Origin of the sequence: Paenibacillus humicola (assembly GCF_028826105.1) — a bacterium.
Taxonomy (GTDB): domain Bacteria; phylum Bacillota; class Bacilli; order Paenibacillales; family Paenibacillaceae; genus Paenibacillus_Z; species Paenibacillus_Z humicola.
Genome location: NZ_JAQGPL010000001.1, coordinates 3,777,484 through 3,795,422, shown reverse-complemented (window position 1 = coordinate 3,795,422; position 17,939 = coordinate 3,777,484). Strand labels below are relative to the sequence as shown.

Annotated in this window: 18 protein-coding genes; 17 read left to right on the top strand and 1 reads right to left on the bottom strand. The window is 59.8% G+C overall.

Going from position 1 to position 17,939, the window contains the following annotated elements; all coding sequences use genetic code 11:
• The first annotated feature begins 58 nt into the window (after window positions 1–58).
• The 17 genes from PD282_RS17625 to deoC all read left to right on the top strand — a co-directional run bounded on the left by PD282_RS17625 (window position 59) and on the right by deoC (window position 16,938).
• Window positions 59–1,363 (top strand): stage II sporulation protein P, encoded by a 1,305-nt coding sequence (locus PD282_RS17625; protein ID WP_274651952.1) that lies wholly within the window; start codon window positions 59–61, stop codon window positions 1,361–1,363.
• A 76-nt stretch (window positions 1,364–1,439) separates the two neighbouring features.
• A complete protein-coding gene (locus tag PD282_RS17620) occupies window positions 1,440–2,033 on the top strand; it encodes a hypothetical protein (protein WP_274651951.1) in 594 nt (197 codons plus the stop codon).
• A gap of 66 nt (window positions 2,034–2,099) precedes the next feature.
• A complete protein-coding gene (gene lepA, locus PD282_RS17615; RefSeq protein ID WP_274651950.1) occupies window positions 2,100–3,917 on the top strand; it encodes a translation elongation factor 4 in 1,818 nt (605 codons plus the stop codon).
• 234 nt (window positions 3,918–4,151) lie between these two features.
• Complete coding sequence (gene hemW, locus PD282_RS17610) at window positions 4,152–5,309, top strand: radical SAM family heme chaperone HemW (protein WP_274651949.1); 1,158 nt, start codon at window positions 4,152–4,154, stop codon at window positions 5,307–5,309.
• A 144-nt stretch (window positions 5,310–5,453) separates the two neighbouring features.
• Entirely contained in the window at window positions 5,454–5,915 is a 462-nt protein-coding gene (locus tag PD282_RS17605; protein WP_274651948.1) for an N-acetyltransferase, read from the top strand.
• A gap of 134 nt (window positions 5,916–6,049) precedes the next feature.
• Complete coding sequence (gene hrcA / locus PD282_RS17600) at window positions 6,050–7,075, top strand: heat-inducible transcriptional repressor HrcA (RefSeq protein ID WP_274651947.1); 1,026 nt, start codon at window positions 6,050–6,052, stop codon at window positions 7,073–7,075.
• Window positions 7,072–7,704, top strand: coding sequence for a nucleotide exchange factor GrpE (gene grpE, locus PD282_RS17595; protein WP_274651946.1), 633 nt, complete (start codon window positions 7,072–7,074; stop codon window positions 7,702–7,704). Before hrcA ends, grpE begins: the two co-directional genes overlap by 4 nt.
• 57 nt (window positions 7,705–7,761) lie before the next feature.
• Entirely contained in the window at window positions 7,762–9,600 is a 1,839-nt protein-coding gene (gene dnaK / locus PD282_RS17590) for a molecular chaperone DnaK (RefSeq protein ID WP_274651945.1), read from the top strand.
• Window positions 9,601–9,702: 102 nt separating this feature from the next.
• Window positions 9,703–10,824, top strand: coding sequence for a molecular chaperone DnaJ (dnaJ, locus tag PD282_RS17585; protein ID WP_274655297.1), 1,122 nt, complete (start codon window positions 9,703–9,705; stop codon window positions 10,822–10,824).
• An 84-nt stretch (window positions 10,825–10,908) separates the two neighbouring features.
• A complete protein-coding gene (locus PD282_RS17580; RefSeq protein WP_274651944.1) occupies window positions 10,909–11,052 on the top strand; it encodes a YfhD family protein in 144 nt (47 codons plus the stop codon).
• Between the two features lie 17 nt (window positions 11,053–11,069).
• Complete coding sequence (locus PD282_RS17575) at window positions 11,070–11,258, top strand: hypothetical protein (RefSeq protein WP_274651943.1); 189 nt, start codon at window positions 11,070–11,072, stop codon at window positions 11,256–11,258.
• 153 nt (window positions 11,259–11,411) lie between these two features.
• A complete protein-coding gene (gene prmA, locus PD282_RS17570; RefSeq protein ID WP_274651942.1) occupies window positions 11,412–12,410 on the top strand; it encodes a 50S ribosomal protein L11 methyltransferase in 999 nt (332 codons plus the stop codon).
• A 279-nt stretch (window positions 12,411–12,689) separates the two neighbouring features.
• On the top strand, window positions 12,690–13,397 hold the full coding sequence (locus tag PD282_RS17565) for a site-2 protease family protein (protein WP_274651941.1): 708 nt from the start codon (window positions 12,690–12,692) through the stop codon (window positions 13,395–13,397).
• A gap of 122 nt (window positions 13,398–13,519) precedes the next feature.
• Window positions 13,520–14,305, top strand: a complete 786-nt coding sequence (locus tag PD282_RS17560; RefSeq protein WP_274651940.1) for an RsmE family RNA methyltransferase — start codon at window positions 13,520–13,522, stop codon at window positions 14,303–14,305.
• Window positions 14,306–14,308: 3 nt separating this feature from the next.
• On the top strand, window positions 14,309–15,700 hold the full coding sequence (gene mtaB / locus PD282_RS17555; protein WP_274651939.1) for a tRNA (N(6)-L-threonylcarbamoyladenosine(37)-C(2))-methylthiotransferase MtaB: 1,392 nt from the start codon (window positions 14,309–14,311) through the stop codon (window positions 15,698–15,700).
• Window positions 15,701–15,776: 76 nt separating this feature from the next.
• Window positions 15,777–16,214: an NUDIX hydrolase gene (locus PD282_RS17550; RefSeq protein ID WP_274651938.1), complete on the top strand. Its 438-nt coding sequence runs from the start codon at window positions 15,777–15,779 to the stop codon at window positions 16,212–16,214.
• Window positions 16,207–16,938 (top strand): deoxyribose-phosphate aldolase, encoded by a 732-nt coding sequence (gene deoC / locus PD282_RS17545; protein ID WP_274651937.1) that lies wholly within the window; start codon window positions 16,207–16,209, stop codon window positions 16,936–16,938. The genes PD282_RS17550 and deoC overlap by 8 nt, the downstream gene beginning before the upstream one ends.
• On the opposite strand, the gene PD282_RS17540 is transcribed toward deoC, so the two are convergent.
• Entirely contained in the window at window positions 16,865–17,917 is a 1,053-nt protein-coding gene (locus PD282_RS17540; RefSeq protein ID WP_274651936.1) for a Na/Pi cotransporter family protein, read from the bottom strand. The genes deoC and PD282_RS17540 overlap by 74 nt on opposite strands.
• Window positions 17,918–17,939 lie beyond the last annotated feature (22 nt).

The following is a 17,939-nucleotide window of genomic DNA, read 5'->3' as shown; positions in this document are numbered from 1 at the left end:
CATAAAGTGATAACAGCTTGTTTAAGAGAAAGCGCACCGATGGGAGGAACGCTTGGAAATGAAACCTGTCGTAACCTGGAATTTGCGAAACGGCAGCCGCAGGCTTCGCGAGCTGCTCGTGACGGGACGCACCTTTGTTTTATTATCCGTCTTATCGATGTTTATGGTGCTTGTAATCGGAATCGGCGCGATCGTGCAGCAGAACGCTGCCGGTACGCCGGTCTCGTCGATGAAAGGACTCGCCGCAGCATTGTCAAGCAGCTTGTTCGGACGGATGCTGGCGATGGAGATGCCGGCGGCGGACGACGGCAAGGGCGGCGCGCAGCCGTCGGGCAAGCAGCTCGGCGCATTTCTGGTGCGGATGCTGACGGACGTCAACGTCTCCGATCCGAAAAGCCTGCTTGCGCGCGAATACCCCGGCATGGACGGCGGCGACCGGACGGTACCGCTTACCGCGGACGCGGGAACGCCGCCCGAAGACCGCGAGCCGGCCGGCGGTCCGGCAGCGGGCGAAACGCAGGGTGGAGCAGGCGGAGCGGAAAAGGAAGGAACCGGCGTGAAGCCGCAGGCGGATTCGACCGGAGGAGCGAAGGACGGCTCTTCCGAATCGCCTCAGAGTGGGGGAGCGCAGGACGGTACCGGCAAACCCGCCGGTCCGGCAGCCGGCGGGCAGGAGGCGGGCCACTCGGCCGCTCCGACGACGGCCGGCCGCGATGTCGTGTTCATTTACCATTCGCATAACCGCGAATCGTGGGCGCCGGAGCTGAAAACGAACAGCAGCGATCCGACGTCGTCCACCATCAACGTGACCCTGCTCGGCAAGCGGCTGGCGGAGGAGCTGAACGATGCCGGCATCGGGACGCTGCATTCGTCGACGGATTATTCGAGCACGATCAAAAATTATATGTGGGTGCTTTCCTATAAATATTCGAAAAAAACGGTCGAAGAGGCAATGGCATCGAACAAAGATTTGAAGTTTTTCTTCGACATTCACCGCGATTCGCAGCACCGCAAATATACGACGGCGACGATCAACGGCAAATCTTACGCGCAGGTCTTCTTCATCGTCGGCCACGCCAACCCGAACTGGCGCAAAAACGAAGCGTTCGCCGAAGAAATCGACGCGGCGCTCAAGAAAGAGTATCCGGGCATCTCGCGCGGCATCTGGGGCAAAACGACGGCGACCGGCAACGGCGAGTATAATCAGTCCGTCTCTCCGGACAGCGTGCTGATCGAAATCGGCGGCATCGACAATACGCTGGAGGAATCGTACCGGACGGTCGATGCGCTGGCCAAGGTGATTTCGAAGATTTACTGGAATGCGGAGAAAGTGAGCGTTCCGAAAACGAATTTTTCCAGCTGAATCGCGTATCGGACGGTCTCGGGCGGAAATACTGGCGATAGGAAGATTCGGAGAGATTATAAGGAGGAAAAGCGATATGCGGCGTCAATCGTTTAAAATGGCGATGATCGGGGGCGTCGTGGCGCTCATCGTGCTGTTCGGCATCGATATTGCAACCAGCGGCGTCCAGCGGATCAACGGGCCTTTCGGCAGCGACGGGGCGCTGCCCGTAAACCGGACGGGCTATGACCCCGATGGGGGATGGACCTATCCGCCGTCAGGGCAGGCCGGCAGCGGCGATCATGCAAACGACGGCCTTTACGGCGGACAGCCGGGCGGCGGATATGCCGGAGGCGGTTACGGCGGTTCGCAGGCCGGCGCTTACGGGCAGTACGGCGGCGATGACGGATGGCGATCGCTGCCCGAAAATTCGGATGCTTACGGGCAGCAGCCGCCCCGAAGCGTCGCCGAAGCCGAGCGCAGCCGCTGGAGCGGCGGCCGGACGCAGCAGCCGGAAGCGGCGCAGCAGCAGCCGCCCGCACCGCAAAACGAACGGCTGCCCGGGCTTCCCGATACGCGGCGCGATTCGTCGGTTAACAAGCTGGCCGACGGCGCGGCCGGTCTGCTGCAGTCGGTATCGAGCGAAGGGATCCGTTTTATCGTTTCGTTCTTCGATTCGATTACGGATTGATGACCACCCCCCGAACTGATATAATTACGGAATGGCTGGCAATATGGATCTTTGTGGGGGTTAGGCATGGCGGACGTACGCGACCGACAGAATAGAATCAGGAACTTTTCGATTATTGCCCATATCGATCACGGCAAATCGACTTTGGCCGATCGAATCTTGGAATATACGGGCGCGCTGTCCTCCCGGGAAATGCAGGACCAGGTGCTCGACCAGATGGATTTGGAGCGCGAGCGCGGCATTACGATTAAGCTGCAGGCCGTTCGGCTCGTCTATAAGGCGGACGACGGCGTGGAATATATATTGAACCTGATCGATACGCCGGGACACGTCGATTTTACGTATGAGGTTTCGCGAAGCCTGGCCGCCTGCGAAGGCGCGCTGCTCGTCGTGGACGCGGCGCAGGGCATCGAGGCCCAGACGCTGGCGAACGTTTACCTGGCGCTGGACAACAACCTGGAAATTTTGCCGGTTATCAATAAAATCGACCTTCCGAGCGCCGAGCCGGAGCGCGTCAAGCAGGAAATCGAGGACGTCATCGGCCTCGACGCAAGCGAAGCGGTGCTGGCTTCCGCGAAGGCGGGCATCGGCATTAAAGACATTTTGGAGCAGGTCGTCTCGAAGGTGCCGGCGCCGGCGGGCGATCCGGACCAGCCTCTCAAGGCGCTTATTTTCGACTCGCATTACGACGCATACAAAGGCGTCATCGTATACGTGCGCGTGGTGGACGGCAGCATTCGGGCGGGAAAAAAAATCCGCTTCATGGCCACCGGAGCGGAATTCGAGGTTATCGAGGTCGGCGCGTTTATGCCCCGCATGGGCATCGTGGACGAGCTGGCGGTCGGAGACGTCGGCTTTATCGTGGCGGGCATCAAGAACGTGAAGGATACGCGCGTCGGCGACACGGTGACGGAAGCGAAGCGTCCCGCCCCCGAGCCGCTGCCGGGCTACCGGAGAATCAACCCGATGGTATTCTGCGGCCTATATCCGATCGAAACGCAGGATTATAACGATTTGCGCGACGCGCTCGAGAAGCTGGAGCTGAACGACGCCTCCCTGCGCTACGAGCCGGAGACGTCGTCGGCGCTCGGCTTCGGCTTCCGCTGCGGTTTTCTCGGGCTGCTGCACATGGAAATCATTCAGGAGCGGATCGAACGCGAGTTCAATATTCCGCTCATAACGACTGCGCCGAGCGTTATTTACCGCGTCACGCTGACGAATGGGGATACCATTGAGATCGACAACCCGTCCAACTATCCCGAGGTCGGCAAAATCGAGTACGTCGAGGAGCCGTACGTGAAGGCGGCCATCATCGTGCCGAACGATTACGTCGGCGCCATCATGGAGCTCTGCCAGAACAAGCGCGGCGAGTTTATCAATATGGAATATTTGGACACGAACCGCGTTACGATCACGTACGATATCCCGCTGTCCGAAATCGTCTACGATTTCTTCGACCAGCTCAAATCGAGCACGAAGGGCTATGCGTCGTTCGACTACGAGCTGTCCGGCTACCGCCAGTCGAAGCTGGTGAAGATGGACATCATGCTGAACGGCGAACAGGTCGACGCCCTGTCGGTCATCGTTCACCGCGACCGCGCCTACCAGCGCGGGCGGATCATTTGCGAAAAGCTGAAAGAGCTTATTCCGCGTCAAATGTTCGAGGTACCGGTGCAGGCTTCGATCGGTCAGAAGGTCATTGCCCGCGAGACGGTCAAGGCGATGCGCAAGAACGTCCTCGCCAAATGCTACGGCGGCGACATCAGCCGGAAGCGCAAGCTGCTGGAGAAGCAGAAGGAAGGCAAAAAGCGGATGAAGCAGGTCGGCAGCGTCGAGGTGCCGCAGGAAGCGTTTATGGCGGTGCTGAAAATCGACGAAGACTGATTCGTCGGTCGGGCCGGTGCCGTACCGTGCAGGACGGGCATCGGACGAGCCTGTGCCGTGTGCCGTTTCGGCCGGGCGACGAAACAACGCGAGGGAGCCGCGGGCTCCCTTTTCGCTTTTGTGCCAGGCGCGCCGCCGCCGCTCAAAAATTGAAGCGCTGATGTTGACATGCGCAGCCGAGCGGCAGAAGCCGGTTGTCTTACCCTATCACGATTCCGCAGGAGGTGACCCAAGATGCTGATGCACGCCCCGCGCGCTTTATATATTCACATCCCGTTTTGCACGAACAAGTGCCATTATTGCGACTTCAACTCCTATGTGCTGAAGGGCCAGCCGGTGGACGATTATTTGGACGCCCTGGAGCGCGAAATGGAAATCACCGTGTCCGTGCTGCCGCCGGACGACATCCGCACGGTCTTCGTCGGCGGAGGGACGCCGACGGTGTTGACGCCGCCGCAAATGGAGCGGTTCCTGAAGGCGGTTCGGGCGCATTTTCCGATTGCGGACGGCGCCGAGTTTACGATGGAGGCGAATCCGGGCACGACCGACCCGGAGAAGCTGGCGGCGATGCGAGCCGGAGGGGTGAACCGGATCAGCTTCGGCGTTCAGTCGTTCGACAACGGGCTGCTGGAGCGGATCGGACGTATACACAACGTCGACGATGTATACCGCTCGATCGGGAACGCCCGCGAAGCCGGCTTTGACAATTTATCGATCGACCTCATGTTCGGCCTGCCCGGCCAGACGGTCGGGCTGCTGTCGGACAGCGTGAACCGCGCGCTGGAGCTGGAGCTGCCGCATTATTCGCTTTACGGGCTGAAGGTGGAGGAGAATACACTTTTCCATGCGCTTTACGAGCGCAATGAGCTGCCGCTGCCTTCCGAGGATGACGAGCTTGCGATGTATATGCTGCTGATCGATAAGCTGACCGCCGCCGGCTTCCGCCATTACGAAATCAGCAATTTTGCAAAACCGGGCTATGAAAGCCGGCATAATACGACCTATTGGCGGAACGAGCCTTATTATGGAATCGGAGCGGGCGCCCACGGCTATGCCAAGGGCGAGCGTCATATCAACGTCAAAGGCGTACAGCCCTATATCGATAAGGCCCGGATGCAGCTGCCGAGACTCGAAACAAATCCTGTCAGCGAAGAGGAAGCGATGGAGGATTTTATGATGGTCGGGCTGCGGCTGCTGGACGGCGTCAGCGGCGAAGCGTTCGCCGGGCAGTTTGCGGGGCAGGCGATCGAGGACGTCTTCGGCCCGCAGCTGCGGAAGCTGCTCGCGGACGGACTGCTTGAGCGGACCGGCGCCCCCGGCGGGGGCTACCGGCTCTCAAAGCGGGGGATCCCCCTCGGCAATGAAGTGTTCGGGGCGTTTATCGGGGAATAGGCGCGTGCCGGGGAAGCCGTAATGCGCGATCTGCAAGGAATGACCGGATGCTTTGCCGGGAAAAAAACTATTGTGCGTCTGGTCGAGCTGATGTATATTTATACGTATTACTCTATTAATCATGCATCGGGGAGGTAAGGAAGCGTGGAGGCGGTATGCAGAAAGGCGACGCCTGAAGACGTCGATATACTAACGCAGTTGATAGCGGGTTACGCCGAAAAGGGTGTCATGCTGCCGCGTTCGCGCGAGACGCTGTCCAGACAGATCGATACGTTCGTCGTCGCCGAGCTGGACGGCGAGGTCGTCGGATGCGGCTCGCTGTGCAGGCTCGGAGCGGAACTGGTTGAAATTCGTTCGCTCGGCATCACGGAAAAGCACAAGGGCGGCGGCATCGGCAGCAAGCTCGTCGATTTTCTGATCGAGGAAGCGAGAAGACAGGAAATTCCGAAGGTGATGGCCCTCACCTATGCCGTTCGTTTTTTCGAGAAAAACGGCTTTGAGGTCGTCAATAAGGATATCTTTCCGGAGAAAGTTTGGACCGACTGCGTCAACTGTCCCAAGCAGCATTGCTGCGATGAAATAGCCGTCCTGAAAACGCTGAACTGACTTGACAATGGGCAAGTCAGTTTGGTATTTTTGTAGTAATGATTAGCACTCAACGACCCCGAGTGCTAACGAGCGCAGACGAAGGATCGACTGACATGCGAGCCTTTCAGCGGTACGTATTGGAGGGAACAGCGATGTTAACCGAACGCCAACGCATGATTTTGAACGCCATCGTCGACGATTACATCCGCTCTGCCGAGCCGGTCGGCTCGCGCAGCATTTCCAAACGCGGCGATGTCGCTTACAGCGCTGCGACCATTCGTAACGAAATGGCGGATCTCGAGGAGCTCGGCTTTTTGGAGCAGCCGCATACGTCCGCGGGGCGGATTCCGTCCATTAAAGGGTATCGGTATTACGTCGATCATCTGGTGAAGCTGGGCGAGGTGACCGAGCGCGATCTGCAGACGATCCGCTCCTTTTTTGCGGAAAAAATGAATCAGCTCGAGCACATCATCCAGCACGCTGCGATGATTCTTTCCAATATGACCAATTATACGTCCATCGTGCTCGGGCCGGAGACGTTTACGAACACGCTGAAGCATTTCCAGCTTGTGCCGATCAGCGAAGACGCGGCGGTGGCGATTATCGTGACCAACACCGGACATGTCGAAAACCGGACGGTTACGATTCCGCCGGATATCGGCATGTCGGACATGGAGCGGGCGGCCAACATTTTGAACAAAAAGCTCGCCGACGTTCCGATTGCTCGCCTGAAGTCGAAGCTGTACTCGGAGGTCGGCCGGGAGCTGGGACGCTATATCGACGGCTGCGAGCATCTGCTTGATATGCTCGGCGATGCGCTGAGCGGCGAGGACGAACACCGCGTCTTCCTGAGCGGCACGACGAACATGCTGAAGCAGCCCGAGTTCAAGGACGTCGAAAAGGTGAAAACGCTGCTCGACCTGCTGGAGGAGACGCCGACCTTGATGCGGATGTTCGCGTCCGTGCCGAGCGGCATCCAGGTGCGCATCGGCACCGAGAACGAACATGATGCGATCGCGAGCTGCAGCGTGATCACCGCTACGTATTCGATCGACGGGCAGTCGCTCGGCACGATCGGCATTTTGGGCCCGACGCGGATGGATTACGGCAAGGTGATCAGTCTGCTCGACGTGCTTTCCAAAGATATGGCCGTCCTGCTTGGACGATGGTACAAATGAACGATGAATTCGAGGAGGTGAACCTTTCCGTGAGCGCAAACGAACAACAAACGGCCGAGGAACATAAAGATGAACAAACAGAAGCCCGCGAGGAAGAAGCCGTGCAGGAGCACGACCGGATTTCGGAACGGGAACCGGCCGGCGGGCAGGCGGAGAAGGTTTCGGATGCGGCGGAGGAGGACCCGCGCGTCGCAGAGCTGACGAAGCTGGCTGAGGATAACCACCAGCGGTACTTACGCGCCCAGGCGGATTTCGATAATTTCCGCCGCCGGACGATGAAAGAGAAGGAAGAGCTTGCGAGCTACGCCTCGATGAAGCTGCTTGGCCAACTGCTGCCGGTCGTCGACAATTTCGGCCGTGCGCTGGAAGCGGGCCGCAGCGGCGGCGATTTCGACGCGTTCGCCAAAGGGGTGGACATGATTTTCCGCCAGCTGGAGCAGGTGCTCGAGCAGGAGGGATTGAAGCCGATGGATACTGTCGGCCAGCCGTTTAATCCGGAGTTCCACCAGGCCATCATGCAGGTGGAATCCGAGGAGCACGAAGAAGGCATCGTTGTGGAGGAAGTTCAGAAGGGCTATATGCTGAAAGATAAAGTGCTGCGTCCCGCCATGGTCAAAGTCAGCGGCTGAACGGCGCAGCTTCCCTATATCGGCTCGACATTACGATAGTTTGAGGAGGACTCCTAAATGAGCAAAGTAATCGGTATCGACCTTGGAACGACCAACTCCTGCGTAGCGGTTATGGAAGGCGGCGAAGCCGTCGTAATCCCGAACCCGGAAGGCAGCCGCACGACGCCGTCCGTCGTCGGCTTCAAAAAAGACGGAGAGCGGATTGTCGGCGAATCGGCCAAACGGCAGGCGATTACGAACCCTGACCGCACGGTCATTTCGATCAAACGCCATATGGGCACGAATCATAAAGAAACGATCGACGGCAAAGAATATTCGCCGCAGGAAATTTCGGCCATGATTTTGCAGAAGCTGAAGTCCGATGCGGAAGCGTACCTGGGGCAAACGGTGACGCAAGCCGTTATCACGGTCCCGGCGTATTTCAACGACAGCCAGCGCCAGGCAACGAAGGATGCAGGGAAAATCGCCGGTCTTGAAGTGCTGCGCATCGTCAACGAGCCGACGGCGGCCGCGCTCGCATACGGCCTCGAGAAGTCGGAGGACCAGACGATCCTCGTCTACGATCTCGGCGGCGGCACATTCGACGTTTCGATTCTCGAGCTCGGCGACGGCTTTTTTGAAGTGAAAGCGACGAGCGGCGACAACCGGCTCGGCGGCGACGATTTCGACCAGGTGATCATCGATTATCTCGCAGGCGAGTTCAATAAAGAGCACGGCATCGACCTGCGCAAGGATAAAGCGGCGGTGCAGCGCCTGAAGGATGCGGCCGAGAAAGCGAAGAAGGAGCTGTCCGGCGTACTGACGACGACGATTTCGCTGCCGTTTATTACGATGGTCGACGGCGTGCCGCAGCACTTGGAAATGAACCTGACCCGCGCCAAATTTGAAGAGCTGTCCGCTCCGCTCGTCGAACGCACGCTCGGTCCGACGCGCCAGGCGCTCAGCGACGCCGGCCTCAGCTCCGGCGATATCGACAAGGTTGTGCTCGTCGGCGGTTCCACGCGGATTCCGGCGGTACAGGACGCGATTAAGAAGCTGATCGGCAAAGAGCCTCATAAAGGCGTCAACCCGGACGAAGTCGTCGCGCTCGGCGCCGCGGTGCAGGCCGGCGTATTGACCGGCGACGTGAAGGACGTCGTGCTCCTCGACGTCACGCCGCTGTCCCTCGGCATCGAAACGGCTGGCGGTGTGTCTACAAGAATGATCGAGCGCAACACGACGATCCCGACCAGCAAGTCGCAAGTTTTCTCGACGTATGCGGATAATCAGCCGAGCGTCGAAATTCACGTCCTGCAGGGCGAACGTCAAATGGCGGCCGACAACAAAACGCTCGGGCGTTTCATGCTCGGCGATATTCCGCTTGCACCGCGCGGCGTGCCTCAAATCGAGGTCACGTTCGATATCGACGCCAACGGCATCGTCAACGTATCCGCGCTCGATAAAGGCACGGGAAAGAGCCAGAAGATTACGATCACGTCCTCGAGCGGCCTGTCGGATCAGGAAATCGACCGTATGATGAAGGATGCGGAGCTGCATGCCGAGGAGGACCGCAAGCGCCGCGATCTCGTCGAAGCGAAAAACAATGCCGACCAGCTGGTCTATTCGGTCGACAAGACGATCAAGGACCTGGGCGACAAAGTCGACGCCGGCGAAGTCGCGAAAGCGAACGACGCCAAGGAAGCGGTCAAGAAGGCGATCGAGAGCGACGACATCGAGCAGATTAAGAAAGCGACGGAAGAGCTGACGCAAATCGTGCAACAGCTGTCCGTTAAGCTTTATGAGCAGGCGCAGGCTGGAGCGCAGGGCGAACAAGGCGCGGAAACGGCTCAAGGCGGCGAAGCGAAGAAAGACAACGTTGTGGATGCCGATTACGAGGTCGTCGACGACAAGAAATAAACACGTTGGAACAAGCGAAACGGCGCGCCGTCCGAAGGTCGGACGGCGCGGCCGTTTTTCGCGTGTAATCAGGGACGGCAATAAGGAGACGGGGTGACGGATTTGGCAGACAAGCGGGACTACTATGAAGTGCTGGGCGTCGGCAAGGACGCTTCCGGGGAAGATATCAAGAAAGCGTACCGGAAGCTGGCGCGTCAATATCATCCGGACGTCAATAAAGAGCCGGATGCGGAAAATAAGTTTAAGGAAGTAAAAGAAGCGTACGATACGCTGAGCGACGACGGCAAGCGGGAGACTTACGACCGTTACGGTCATGTCGATCCGAACCAGGGCTTCGGAGGCGGCGGAGGAGCCGATTTCTCCGGCGGCTTCGGCGATATTTTCGATATGTTTTTCGGCGGCGGCGGCCGGCGGGACCCGAACGCGCCGCAGCGCGGCAACGATTTGCAGTACACGATGACGATCGAATTCAAGGAAGCGGTATTCGGCAAGGAAACGGAAATTACGATTCCGCGCACCGAAACGTGCGACACGTGCCGCGGCTCGGGCGCCAAGCCGGGAACGAAGCCGGAAACGTGTTCGGTCTGCCGGGGTACCGGCCAGCAGGAGGTCGTGCAAAATACGCCGTTCGGCCGCATGGTCAACCGGCGCTCCTGCTCGAACTGCGGCGGCAGCGGCCATATCATCCGCGACAAATGCGGTACGTGCCACGGCTCCGGCAAAGTAAAGCGGCAGCGTAAGCTGAACGTCCGCATCCCGGCCGGAGTAGACGACGGCGCGCAAATCCGCCTGTCTGGCGAAGGTGAAGGCGGCATGCGCGGCGGTCCTTCCGGCGACCTGTATATTGTGATCCGCGTCAAGCCGCACGATTTCTTCGAACGGGAAGGCGACGACATTTATTGCGAGGTGCCGCTGACGTTCGCGCAGGCTGCGCTGGGCGATGAAATCGAAATTCCGACGCTGAGCGAGAAGGTGAAGCTGAAAATTCCGGCTGGCACGCAGACCGGCACTTTTTTCCGGCTGAAAGGAAAAGGCGTTCCTCGGCTGCGCGGTTACGGTCAAGGGGATCAGCACGTCAAGGTGACCCTCGTGACGCCGACGGGCCTTTCCGAGGAGCAGAAGGACCTGCTGCGCCAGTTTGCCGGAATCGACGGCGGGCAGTCGGCGCAGGAGCAGCACGAAACGATTTTCGACCGGATGAAAAAAGCGTTTCGCGGCGACTGACGGCATAGTTTGCGGCAATCTTGCCCATCCTATTCTTCGTAACCGGGCGTTTAACCGCCTGCAATCGCGAAGGAGGAAGTTCGGATGGAACGAGAACCGAAACGCAGCGACCCCTTGCCGGTCGCCAAAAACGAGGATATCGAGTTTTCCGAAGCGCTGGCGGATAAGGACGATCAAGAAGCCGAGCGCCGCGCCGCCGCTGCGGATTCCCGCGCGGAGCGGGAATAGCGAAGGAGGGACCGGCAGTGGCGGCCCGAATTCGCGCGACCTTTCCCGACGTCCTCGGAGCCCGCGAGGCGGAGCTGAAGCTGCAGGCGCTGCGCGCGCAGCAGGTGGAAGGCGACGGCGCGGCGCTGACGGCAACCGTTGACGAGGAGCTGCTCAGCCGGGCGATATATCTTATCCGCCAGACCGGCGGACAGCCCGAGCTTTAGACCCGGAAGCCCATTGTACGTATAAGACTCTGCACGACCGGTCAGCCGGGAATCCGGCAGCGGCAGCGGAGTCTTTTTTGTGTTCTTTCCACGATCTGGTGTAAAATAGACGTCATAATATTGGTGCAGAAATTTGCGGGGGGCGCTAGCGTCGTGAAATGGCATGAACTGACGATCCGGACAACGGAAGAATCGATCGAGATGATCACGAACTTTTTGCATGAAATGGGCGCCGGCGGCGTATCCATTGAAGAATCGGGCACGCTGAACAAACCGCGCGATACGTCGCTCGGCCAATGGTACGACGTGCCGCTGAACGATATTCCGGAGGGCCAGGCGGTCATTAAAGGATATTTTGCCGAAGAAACCGTCATGGACGAGCTTGAAGCGCAGCTGCGTCCCCGGATCGAGGAGCTGCGGGATTACGATATCGACCCCGGCGAGTACGAGCTGTCGCGTCAGCTGGTCGACGACGAGGACTGGGCGACGGCGTGGAAACAATATTTTAAGCCGATTCGGGTGTCTGAGCGGCTGACGATCAAACCGACCTGGGAAAATTACGCGCCTTCGCAGGAGGAGCTTATAATCGAGCTCGACCCGGGCATGGCGTTCGGCACCGGAACCCACCCGACGACGGCGCTGTGTCTGCAGACGCTGGAGTCGGTCATCCGCGGCGGCGAGGATATGATCGACGTCGGCACGGGCTCGGGCATTTTGGCCATCGGCGCCGTCCGGCTCGGCGCGCGCCGCGTGCTGGCGCTTGATCTTGATCCGGTTGCGGTCTCGTCGGCAGCGGAAAACATCAAGCTGAACGGTTTGGAAGCGGACATCCAGGTGCGGCTGAGCGATCTGCTCGGCGTTCTCGGGCGGAGCGCCGAAGGCGATACGGACGAAGCTGATACGCTCCATGTGAGCGTACCGGTCGACCTGATAGTGGCCAACATATTGGCCGAAATCATCCTGCTTTTTATCGACGACGTATACACGGCGCTGAAGCCGGGCGGCATCTATATCGCTTCGGGCGTTTACAAGAACAAGGAGCAGGGCGTAGCGGCCGGGCTGGAAGCGGTCGGCTTCGTTATCGAAGAGCGCCGCCGCGACGAGGACTGGATTGCCTTCGTGGCGAGGAAGCCCGAGCGCACGGAAGCATAGAGGGCCGGCGGAAGCGAGTTTTTTACTCGCAAAGATGCTGGTTCAAGAAGTATCGCAAAAACTTAAGCGTAAGCTCCCGAAGCGAGTTTTGTTTCGTAGCTAATCGTGGAAGCCCTGCTCCACAAAACTTATGGCGTATGCTTCCGAAGCGAGTTTTGTTTCGTAGCTAATCGTGGAAGCCCTGCTCCACAAAACAAATAGTTTATGCTTCCGAAGCGAGTTTTGTTTCGTAGCTAATCGTGGAAGCCCTGCTCCACAAAACTTTTAGGAGGCTGAGAAGTGTCCAACTTACTCTGGTATCCGATCCGGGATTTGCCTTTTATTTTTCTCGTCATTATGATCGCTTTTACGGTTCATGAATTCGCGCATGCATACAGCGCCTATAAATTCGGCGACCGGACGGCGTACGAGGCGGGGCGGGTGACGCTGAACCCGCGCGTGCATTTGGACATTCTCGGCACCATATTGCTGCTGATCGGCGGCTTCGGGTGGGCGAAACCGGTGCCGGTCAATCGCGGGCGCTTCAAGCGTCCCCGGCTGATGGGCATTATCGTTTCCGCCGCCGGACCGGTCAGCAACCTGCTGATCGCCGCTCTCGGCATACTGGCTGTGTACGTGCTGAACGATGCCGGTTTGCTCGATGCCGGCTCGGTCGGCGCGCATAAGGCGATCGTTCATTTTTTGTATTATTTGATCACGATCAACCTGGTGCTGTTCGTCTTTAACCTCATCCCCATCCCGCCGCTCGACGGCTACCGGATCATCCAGGATCTCGTGCCGCTGTCCGTCAGGTACAAAATGGACCAGAACGCGCACTGGGGCATCGTCATTTTTCTGATGATTCTGTTCATCCCGCAGCTGCGCGAGGTCACGCTCGACCCGCTGTTTGCAAGGACGGCGAACATTTGGGGAGGCCTGGGCGATTTTTACGGGCTGTTCTTCAGACCGGTCGATTGGGGGCAATTTTTTCTAGATGCCGCGATGTAAGACGGCCTTTGGAAAAAGTTTAAAATGCTGGCGAAGCGGGAATAAAACGTGTATGATGAAGGTTGGGGCTTTTTTGCGTACTCCTTGCGAAAAAGCCGACTTTAATGCGAAGGATCAGCGTGATGCAACGATATTTTGTAGCGCCGGACCAGTTTGAAGGCAGCCGTGTCGTGCTGACCGGCGACGATGCCCGCCATGCGCTGCGCGTGATGCGGATGGAGCCGGGAGACCGGTTCATCGCCAGCGACGGCGCAAGCCGGGAAGCGGTGGCTGCCGTTACGGCCGCGGATAACGGACGGGTGGAGGCGGAGATCATATTCGAGCTCCCGATGGACGGTGAGCCGAAATGGCCGGTGACGGTGGCGCAAGCATTGCCGAAAGGCGATAAAATGGAGCTTGTCATTCAGAAAGGCACGGAAATCGGAGCCGCGGCGTTTGCGCCGTTTCAGTCCGAACGGATGATCGTGCAGTACGACGACAAGAAGGAAGCGAAGCGTCTCGAACGCTGGAGCAAAATCGCCAAGGAGGCCGCGGAGCAGGCGCACCGCAGCCGGATTCCGGCGGTTGAGCCGGTGCGAACGTGGCGCGAGCTGACCGCATCGATGGCAGCATACGATTTGGTGCTGTTTTGCTATGAGAAGGAAGGGGGATCCGGCGGCACGGGGCTTCGCGAAGCTTTGAACGCGTTTCGGAAAGAACGCCTGGCTGCAGGCGCAACGGAACGCGGACTCCGCGTCATGCTCGTCGTCGGACCGGAGGGCGGTTTTACGCCGCGCGAGGCGGAGGAAGCGGAAGCCGCCGGGGCCGTCATCGTCGGGCTCGGCAGGCGCATATTGCGCACCGAGACGGCGGCGATGGCTGCACTCGCCTGTCTCATGTACGAATCCGGAGAAATGGGAGGCGATTGACGAATGCCGTCGGTTGCATTTTATACACTGGGCTGCAAAGTCAATTTCTACGATACGGAAGCGATTTGGCAGCTGTTCAAAAAAGAAGGGTACGAGCAGGTTGATTTCGAAACGGCAGCCGCGGACGTATACCTGATCAATACGTGCACGGTTACGAACACGGGCGACAAAAAAAGCCGGCAGATCATTCGACGCGCCGTTCGCCGCAACCCGGACGCGGTAATCGCCGTAACGGGCTGCTACGCTCAAACGTCGCCGGCCGAAGTCATGGCGATCGAAGGCGTCGATCTGGTCATCGGCACGCAGGACCGGGACAAGCTGATGGGCTACATCGCGCAAATCCAAAGCGAACGCAAGCCGATCAACGCCGTCCGCAACATTATGAAAACGCGCGCGTTCGAGGAGCTTGACGTGCCCGATTTTGCCGACCGCACGCGAGCTTTTCTAAAAATCCAGGAGGGCTGCAACAATTTTTGCACCTTCTGCATCATCCCGTGGTCGCGCGGATTGTCCCGCAGCCGCGATCCGCAGAGCGTCGTCAAGCAGGCGGAGCAGCTCGTTGCCGCCGGCTACAAGGAAATCGTGCTGACAGGCATCCATACCGGCGGCTACGGCGACGATTTGGACAACTACCGGCTGTCCGACCTGCTCTGGGACCTCGATAAAGTGGAAGGGCTGGAGCGTATCCGTATCAGCTCGATCGAGGCGAGCCAGATCGACGACGCCATGATCGACGTGCTGAACCATTCCCGGAAAATGTGCCGCCATCTTCATATTCCGCTGCAGGCGGGGGAAGATTCCGTGCTGGCGCGGATGCGCCGCAAATATACGACGGCCGAGTTTGCGGACAAAATCCGCCGGCTGCACCGCGCGATGCCGGGCGTGGCGATTACGACGGACGTGATCGTCGGCTTTCCCGGCGAAACGGATGCGTTGTTCGAGCAGGGCTACCGGTTTATGAAGGAGCTCGGTTTTTCCGAAATGCACGTGTTCCCGTACTCCAAACGGACCGGCACGCCTGCCGCCCGGATGGAGGATCAGGTGGACGAAGACGTGAAGCACGAGCGGGTTCACAAGCTGATCGATTTGTCGGAACGGATGCAGCTCGACTACGCGAAGAAGTTTATCGGCGAAGTCGTGGACGTCATCCCGGAACGGGATTACAAAGGGGCTCCGAACAGCGGCCTCGTCATGGGCTATTCCGGCAACTACCTGCAGGTCGTCTTCGAGGGCTCCGAAGCGTTGATCGGCGAGCTGTGCCGCGTGAAAATTACCGAAGCGGGCGTCAATGAATGCCGCGGGCAGCTCGTCCGCGTGCTGGATGCAGGTGCAGCCGCGGCGCGCGGGGGCGATGCTCGGAAGCCGGCAGCGCTTCCTCAAGCGCTGGAAGCCTGAAGCGGCGAGGCCGATACGGCCCGGAAGCGTAAAATCGGCTGGGCGGCCGGCAAGGAAACCGAGGGGGGGACCAAGCATGAAAGAAATATCCGCCGGCGGCGTCGTATACCGGCGCGTAAACGGCGAGCTGCAAATCCAGCTGATTCAGGACCGGTACGGCAAAATTTCGCTGCCGAAAGGGAAGATGGAGCCGGGCGAAACGGTCGAGCAGACGGCGCTGCGCGAGATTTTGGAAGAGACGGGCATGGAAGGCAAAATCATTTCGCCGATCGATCAGATCAAATACACCTATACGCACGAGGCGAAGGGCACGGTCGATAAGGAAGTGCATTATTACCTGGTCGAAGCGACCGGCGGCAAGCTGCAGGCGCAGGTGGAGGAAATCCGCGGCGTCGAATGGTTCGAGCCGGCAGAGGCGTGGCGCCGCCAGAAGCAGTCGGGCTACGACAACAACGACCGCATTTTGTCCGGAGCGCTGCGGCTGCTCGGCCTGGAGGTGCAGGGGCATGGTTGAGCCGTATGTGCCGGGAGCCCCGCTCGCGCGTTTTATCGACCATACGCTGCTGAAGCCGTCCACCGCGGAGAAGGATATCGTCCTGCTGTGCGAGGAAGCGGCGCAGCACGGCTTTTACAGCGTGTGCGTGAACGGCTCCTGGGTTCCGCTGTGCAGAGAGCTGCTGGAAGGCACGGGCGTGCGCATCAGCGCGGTCGTGGGTTTTCCTCTCGGCGCGATGGCGACGAGGGTGAAGGCGTACGAAGCGGCGGCCGCGGTGGAGGACGGTGCCGCCGAAATCGATATGGTGCTGCCGGTGGGAGCGCTCGCCGACGGCCGCTTCGGCGTCGTTGCATACGACATTTCCGCCGTCGTGCGGGCCGTCGAAGGGCGGGCGATCGTCAAGGTCATTCTCGAAACGGGACTGCTGGACGACGAGCATAAAGCGGAGGCGTGCCGGGTCGCGGAAGCGGCCGGCGCCCACTATGTGAAGACGTCGACTGGCTTTGGTCCGGGCGGGGCGACGGAAGCCGACATCCGGCTGATGCGCGCTTCGGTGTCGCCCGGCATCGGCGTGAAGGCGTCGGGCGGTATCCGCGATGCGGAGACGGCGGTCCGGATGCTGAAATGCGGCGCGAACCGGCTCGGAACGAGTGCGGGAGTCGCCATCGTCACTGCGGGGAGCTCTCTCTCAGCCTCGGGTGGTAGCAGACCGGAAGGGCAAGCAGGGAGCATGCAATATTGAAGATCGTCTGCGCATGGGCGATTTGCGCGGCCGGAGAATCCGACAGCCAGGCCGATACGGCATGAAGCTGCCCGACAAGCGGCGTGAACAGCGCCGCGCCGCCGACGTTAAGCAGCAAATGCGACCAGGCGACGAAACGGCCTGATTTCGTGCCGCCGATCGAGGCAAGCAGTGCGGTGACGCAGGTGCCGACGTTGGAGCCGAGCACGATGGCGATGCCGATTTCGACGGGCATCGCGCCGACCGCGGCGAGCCCCATCATAATGCCGATGACGGCGGCGCTGCTGTGAACAATGGCGGTCAGGACGAAGCCGGCGGCCAGTCCCCACAGCACGCTGTCCCCGGCATGGCCGAGGAAGAGCCGGAACAGCGCGCTCGACTCGACCGCCGGGCCGATCGCCTGCATGAGGCCGATGCCGATCAGCAGCATCGCGAATCCGCCTAGGATGAGGGCGCCGCTCCGCAGCGGCTGAAGCCAGCCGCCGGAGCCTGCCTGCGGCTTGCCTGGGGCGGATTTGCCGCCGCCGCCCAAACCGCCGAGCGGAACCGCGGATGTTCTCCGCAGCGAGCGCGCGGCTGCGAGCAGTCCCATTTCGCCGAGCAGCACGGTCACGGTCCACAGGGCGAGCGACGCTTCGAACAAAGGCCAGGCGATCCGGCTCAAATTCAGACCGAGCAGCTCGGTCGTCAGACAAGTTCCGATATTGGTGCCGAGTATGATGCCGAGCGTTCGCGAGAAGGTGAGCAGCCCGGTGTTGACGAGGCCGATCGACATGACCGTGACGGCCGTGCTGCTCTGCAGAACGGCCGTCGCTGCCGTTCCGACGAGGAGACCGTGGATGGGCGTGGCGGTCGATCTTTTCAGCACCGCGTCCAGATGGCGGCCGACCGAACGATGAAGGCCGAGCTCCATCGTTTTCATGCCGATCATGAAGACGGAGAACCCGATCAGCATCGGAATGACTATCGTTGTCAGCATGTACGAGGCTCCTTTATGTTCG

Excerpts from the sequence above, each read along its gene's own strand:
- hrcA (WP_274651947.1), top strand. The coding sequence starts at position 6,050 with ATGTTAACCGAACGCCAACGCATGATTTTGAACGCCATCGTCGACGAT.
- lepA (WP_274651950.1), top strand. The coding sequence starts at position 2,100 with ATGGCGGACGTACGCGACCGACAGAATAGAATCAGGAACTTTTCGATT.
- hemW (WP_274651949.1), top strand. The coding sequence starts at position 4,152 with ATGCTGATGCACGCCCCGCGCGCTTTATATATTCACATCCCGTTTTGC.
- dnaK (WP_274651945.1), top strand. The coding sequence starts at position 7,762 with ATGAGCAAAGTAATCGGTATCGACCTTGGAACGACCAACTCCTGCGTA.
- PD282_RS17625 (WP_274651952.1), top strand. The coding sequence starts at position 59 with ATGAAACCTGTCGTAACCTGGAATTTGCGAAACGGCAGCCGCAGGCTT.
- PD282_RS17580 (WP_274651944.1), top strand. The coding sequence starts at position 10,909 with ATGGAACGAGAACCGAAACGCAGCGACCCCTTGCCGGTCGCCAAAAAC.
- mtaB (WP_274651939.1), top strand. The coding sequence starts at position 14,309 with ATGCCGTCGGTTGCATTTTATACACTGGGCTGCAAAGTCAATTTCTAC.
- PD282_RS17540 (WP_274651936.1), bottom strand. The coding sequence starts at position 17,917 with ATGCTGACAACGATAGTCATTCCGATGCTGATCGGGTTCTCCGTCTTC.
- PD282_RS17550 (WP_274651938.1), top strand. The coding sequence starts at position 15,777 with ATGAAAGAAATATCCGCCGGCGGCGTCGTATACCGGCGCGTAAACGGC.
- grpE (WP_274651946.1), top strand. The coding sequence starts at position 7,072 with ATGAACGATGAATTCGAGGAGGTGAACCTTTCCGTGAGCGCAAACGAA.
- deoC (WP_274651937.1), top strand. The coding sequence starts at position 16,207 with ATGGTTGAGCCGTATGTGCCGGGAGCCCCGCTCGCGCGTTTTATCGAC.
- PD282_RS17620 (WP_274651951.1), top strand. The coding sequence starts at position 1,440 with ATGCGGCGTCAATCGTTTAAAATGGCGATGATCGGGGGCGTCGTGGCG.
- PD282_RS17560 (WP_274651940.1), top strand. The coding sequence starts at position 13,520 with ATGCAACGATATTTTGTAGCGCCGGACCAGTTTGAAGGCAGCCGTGTC.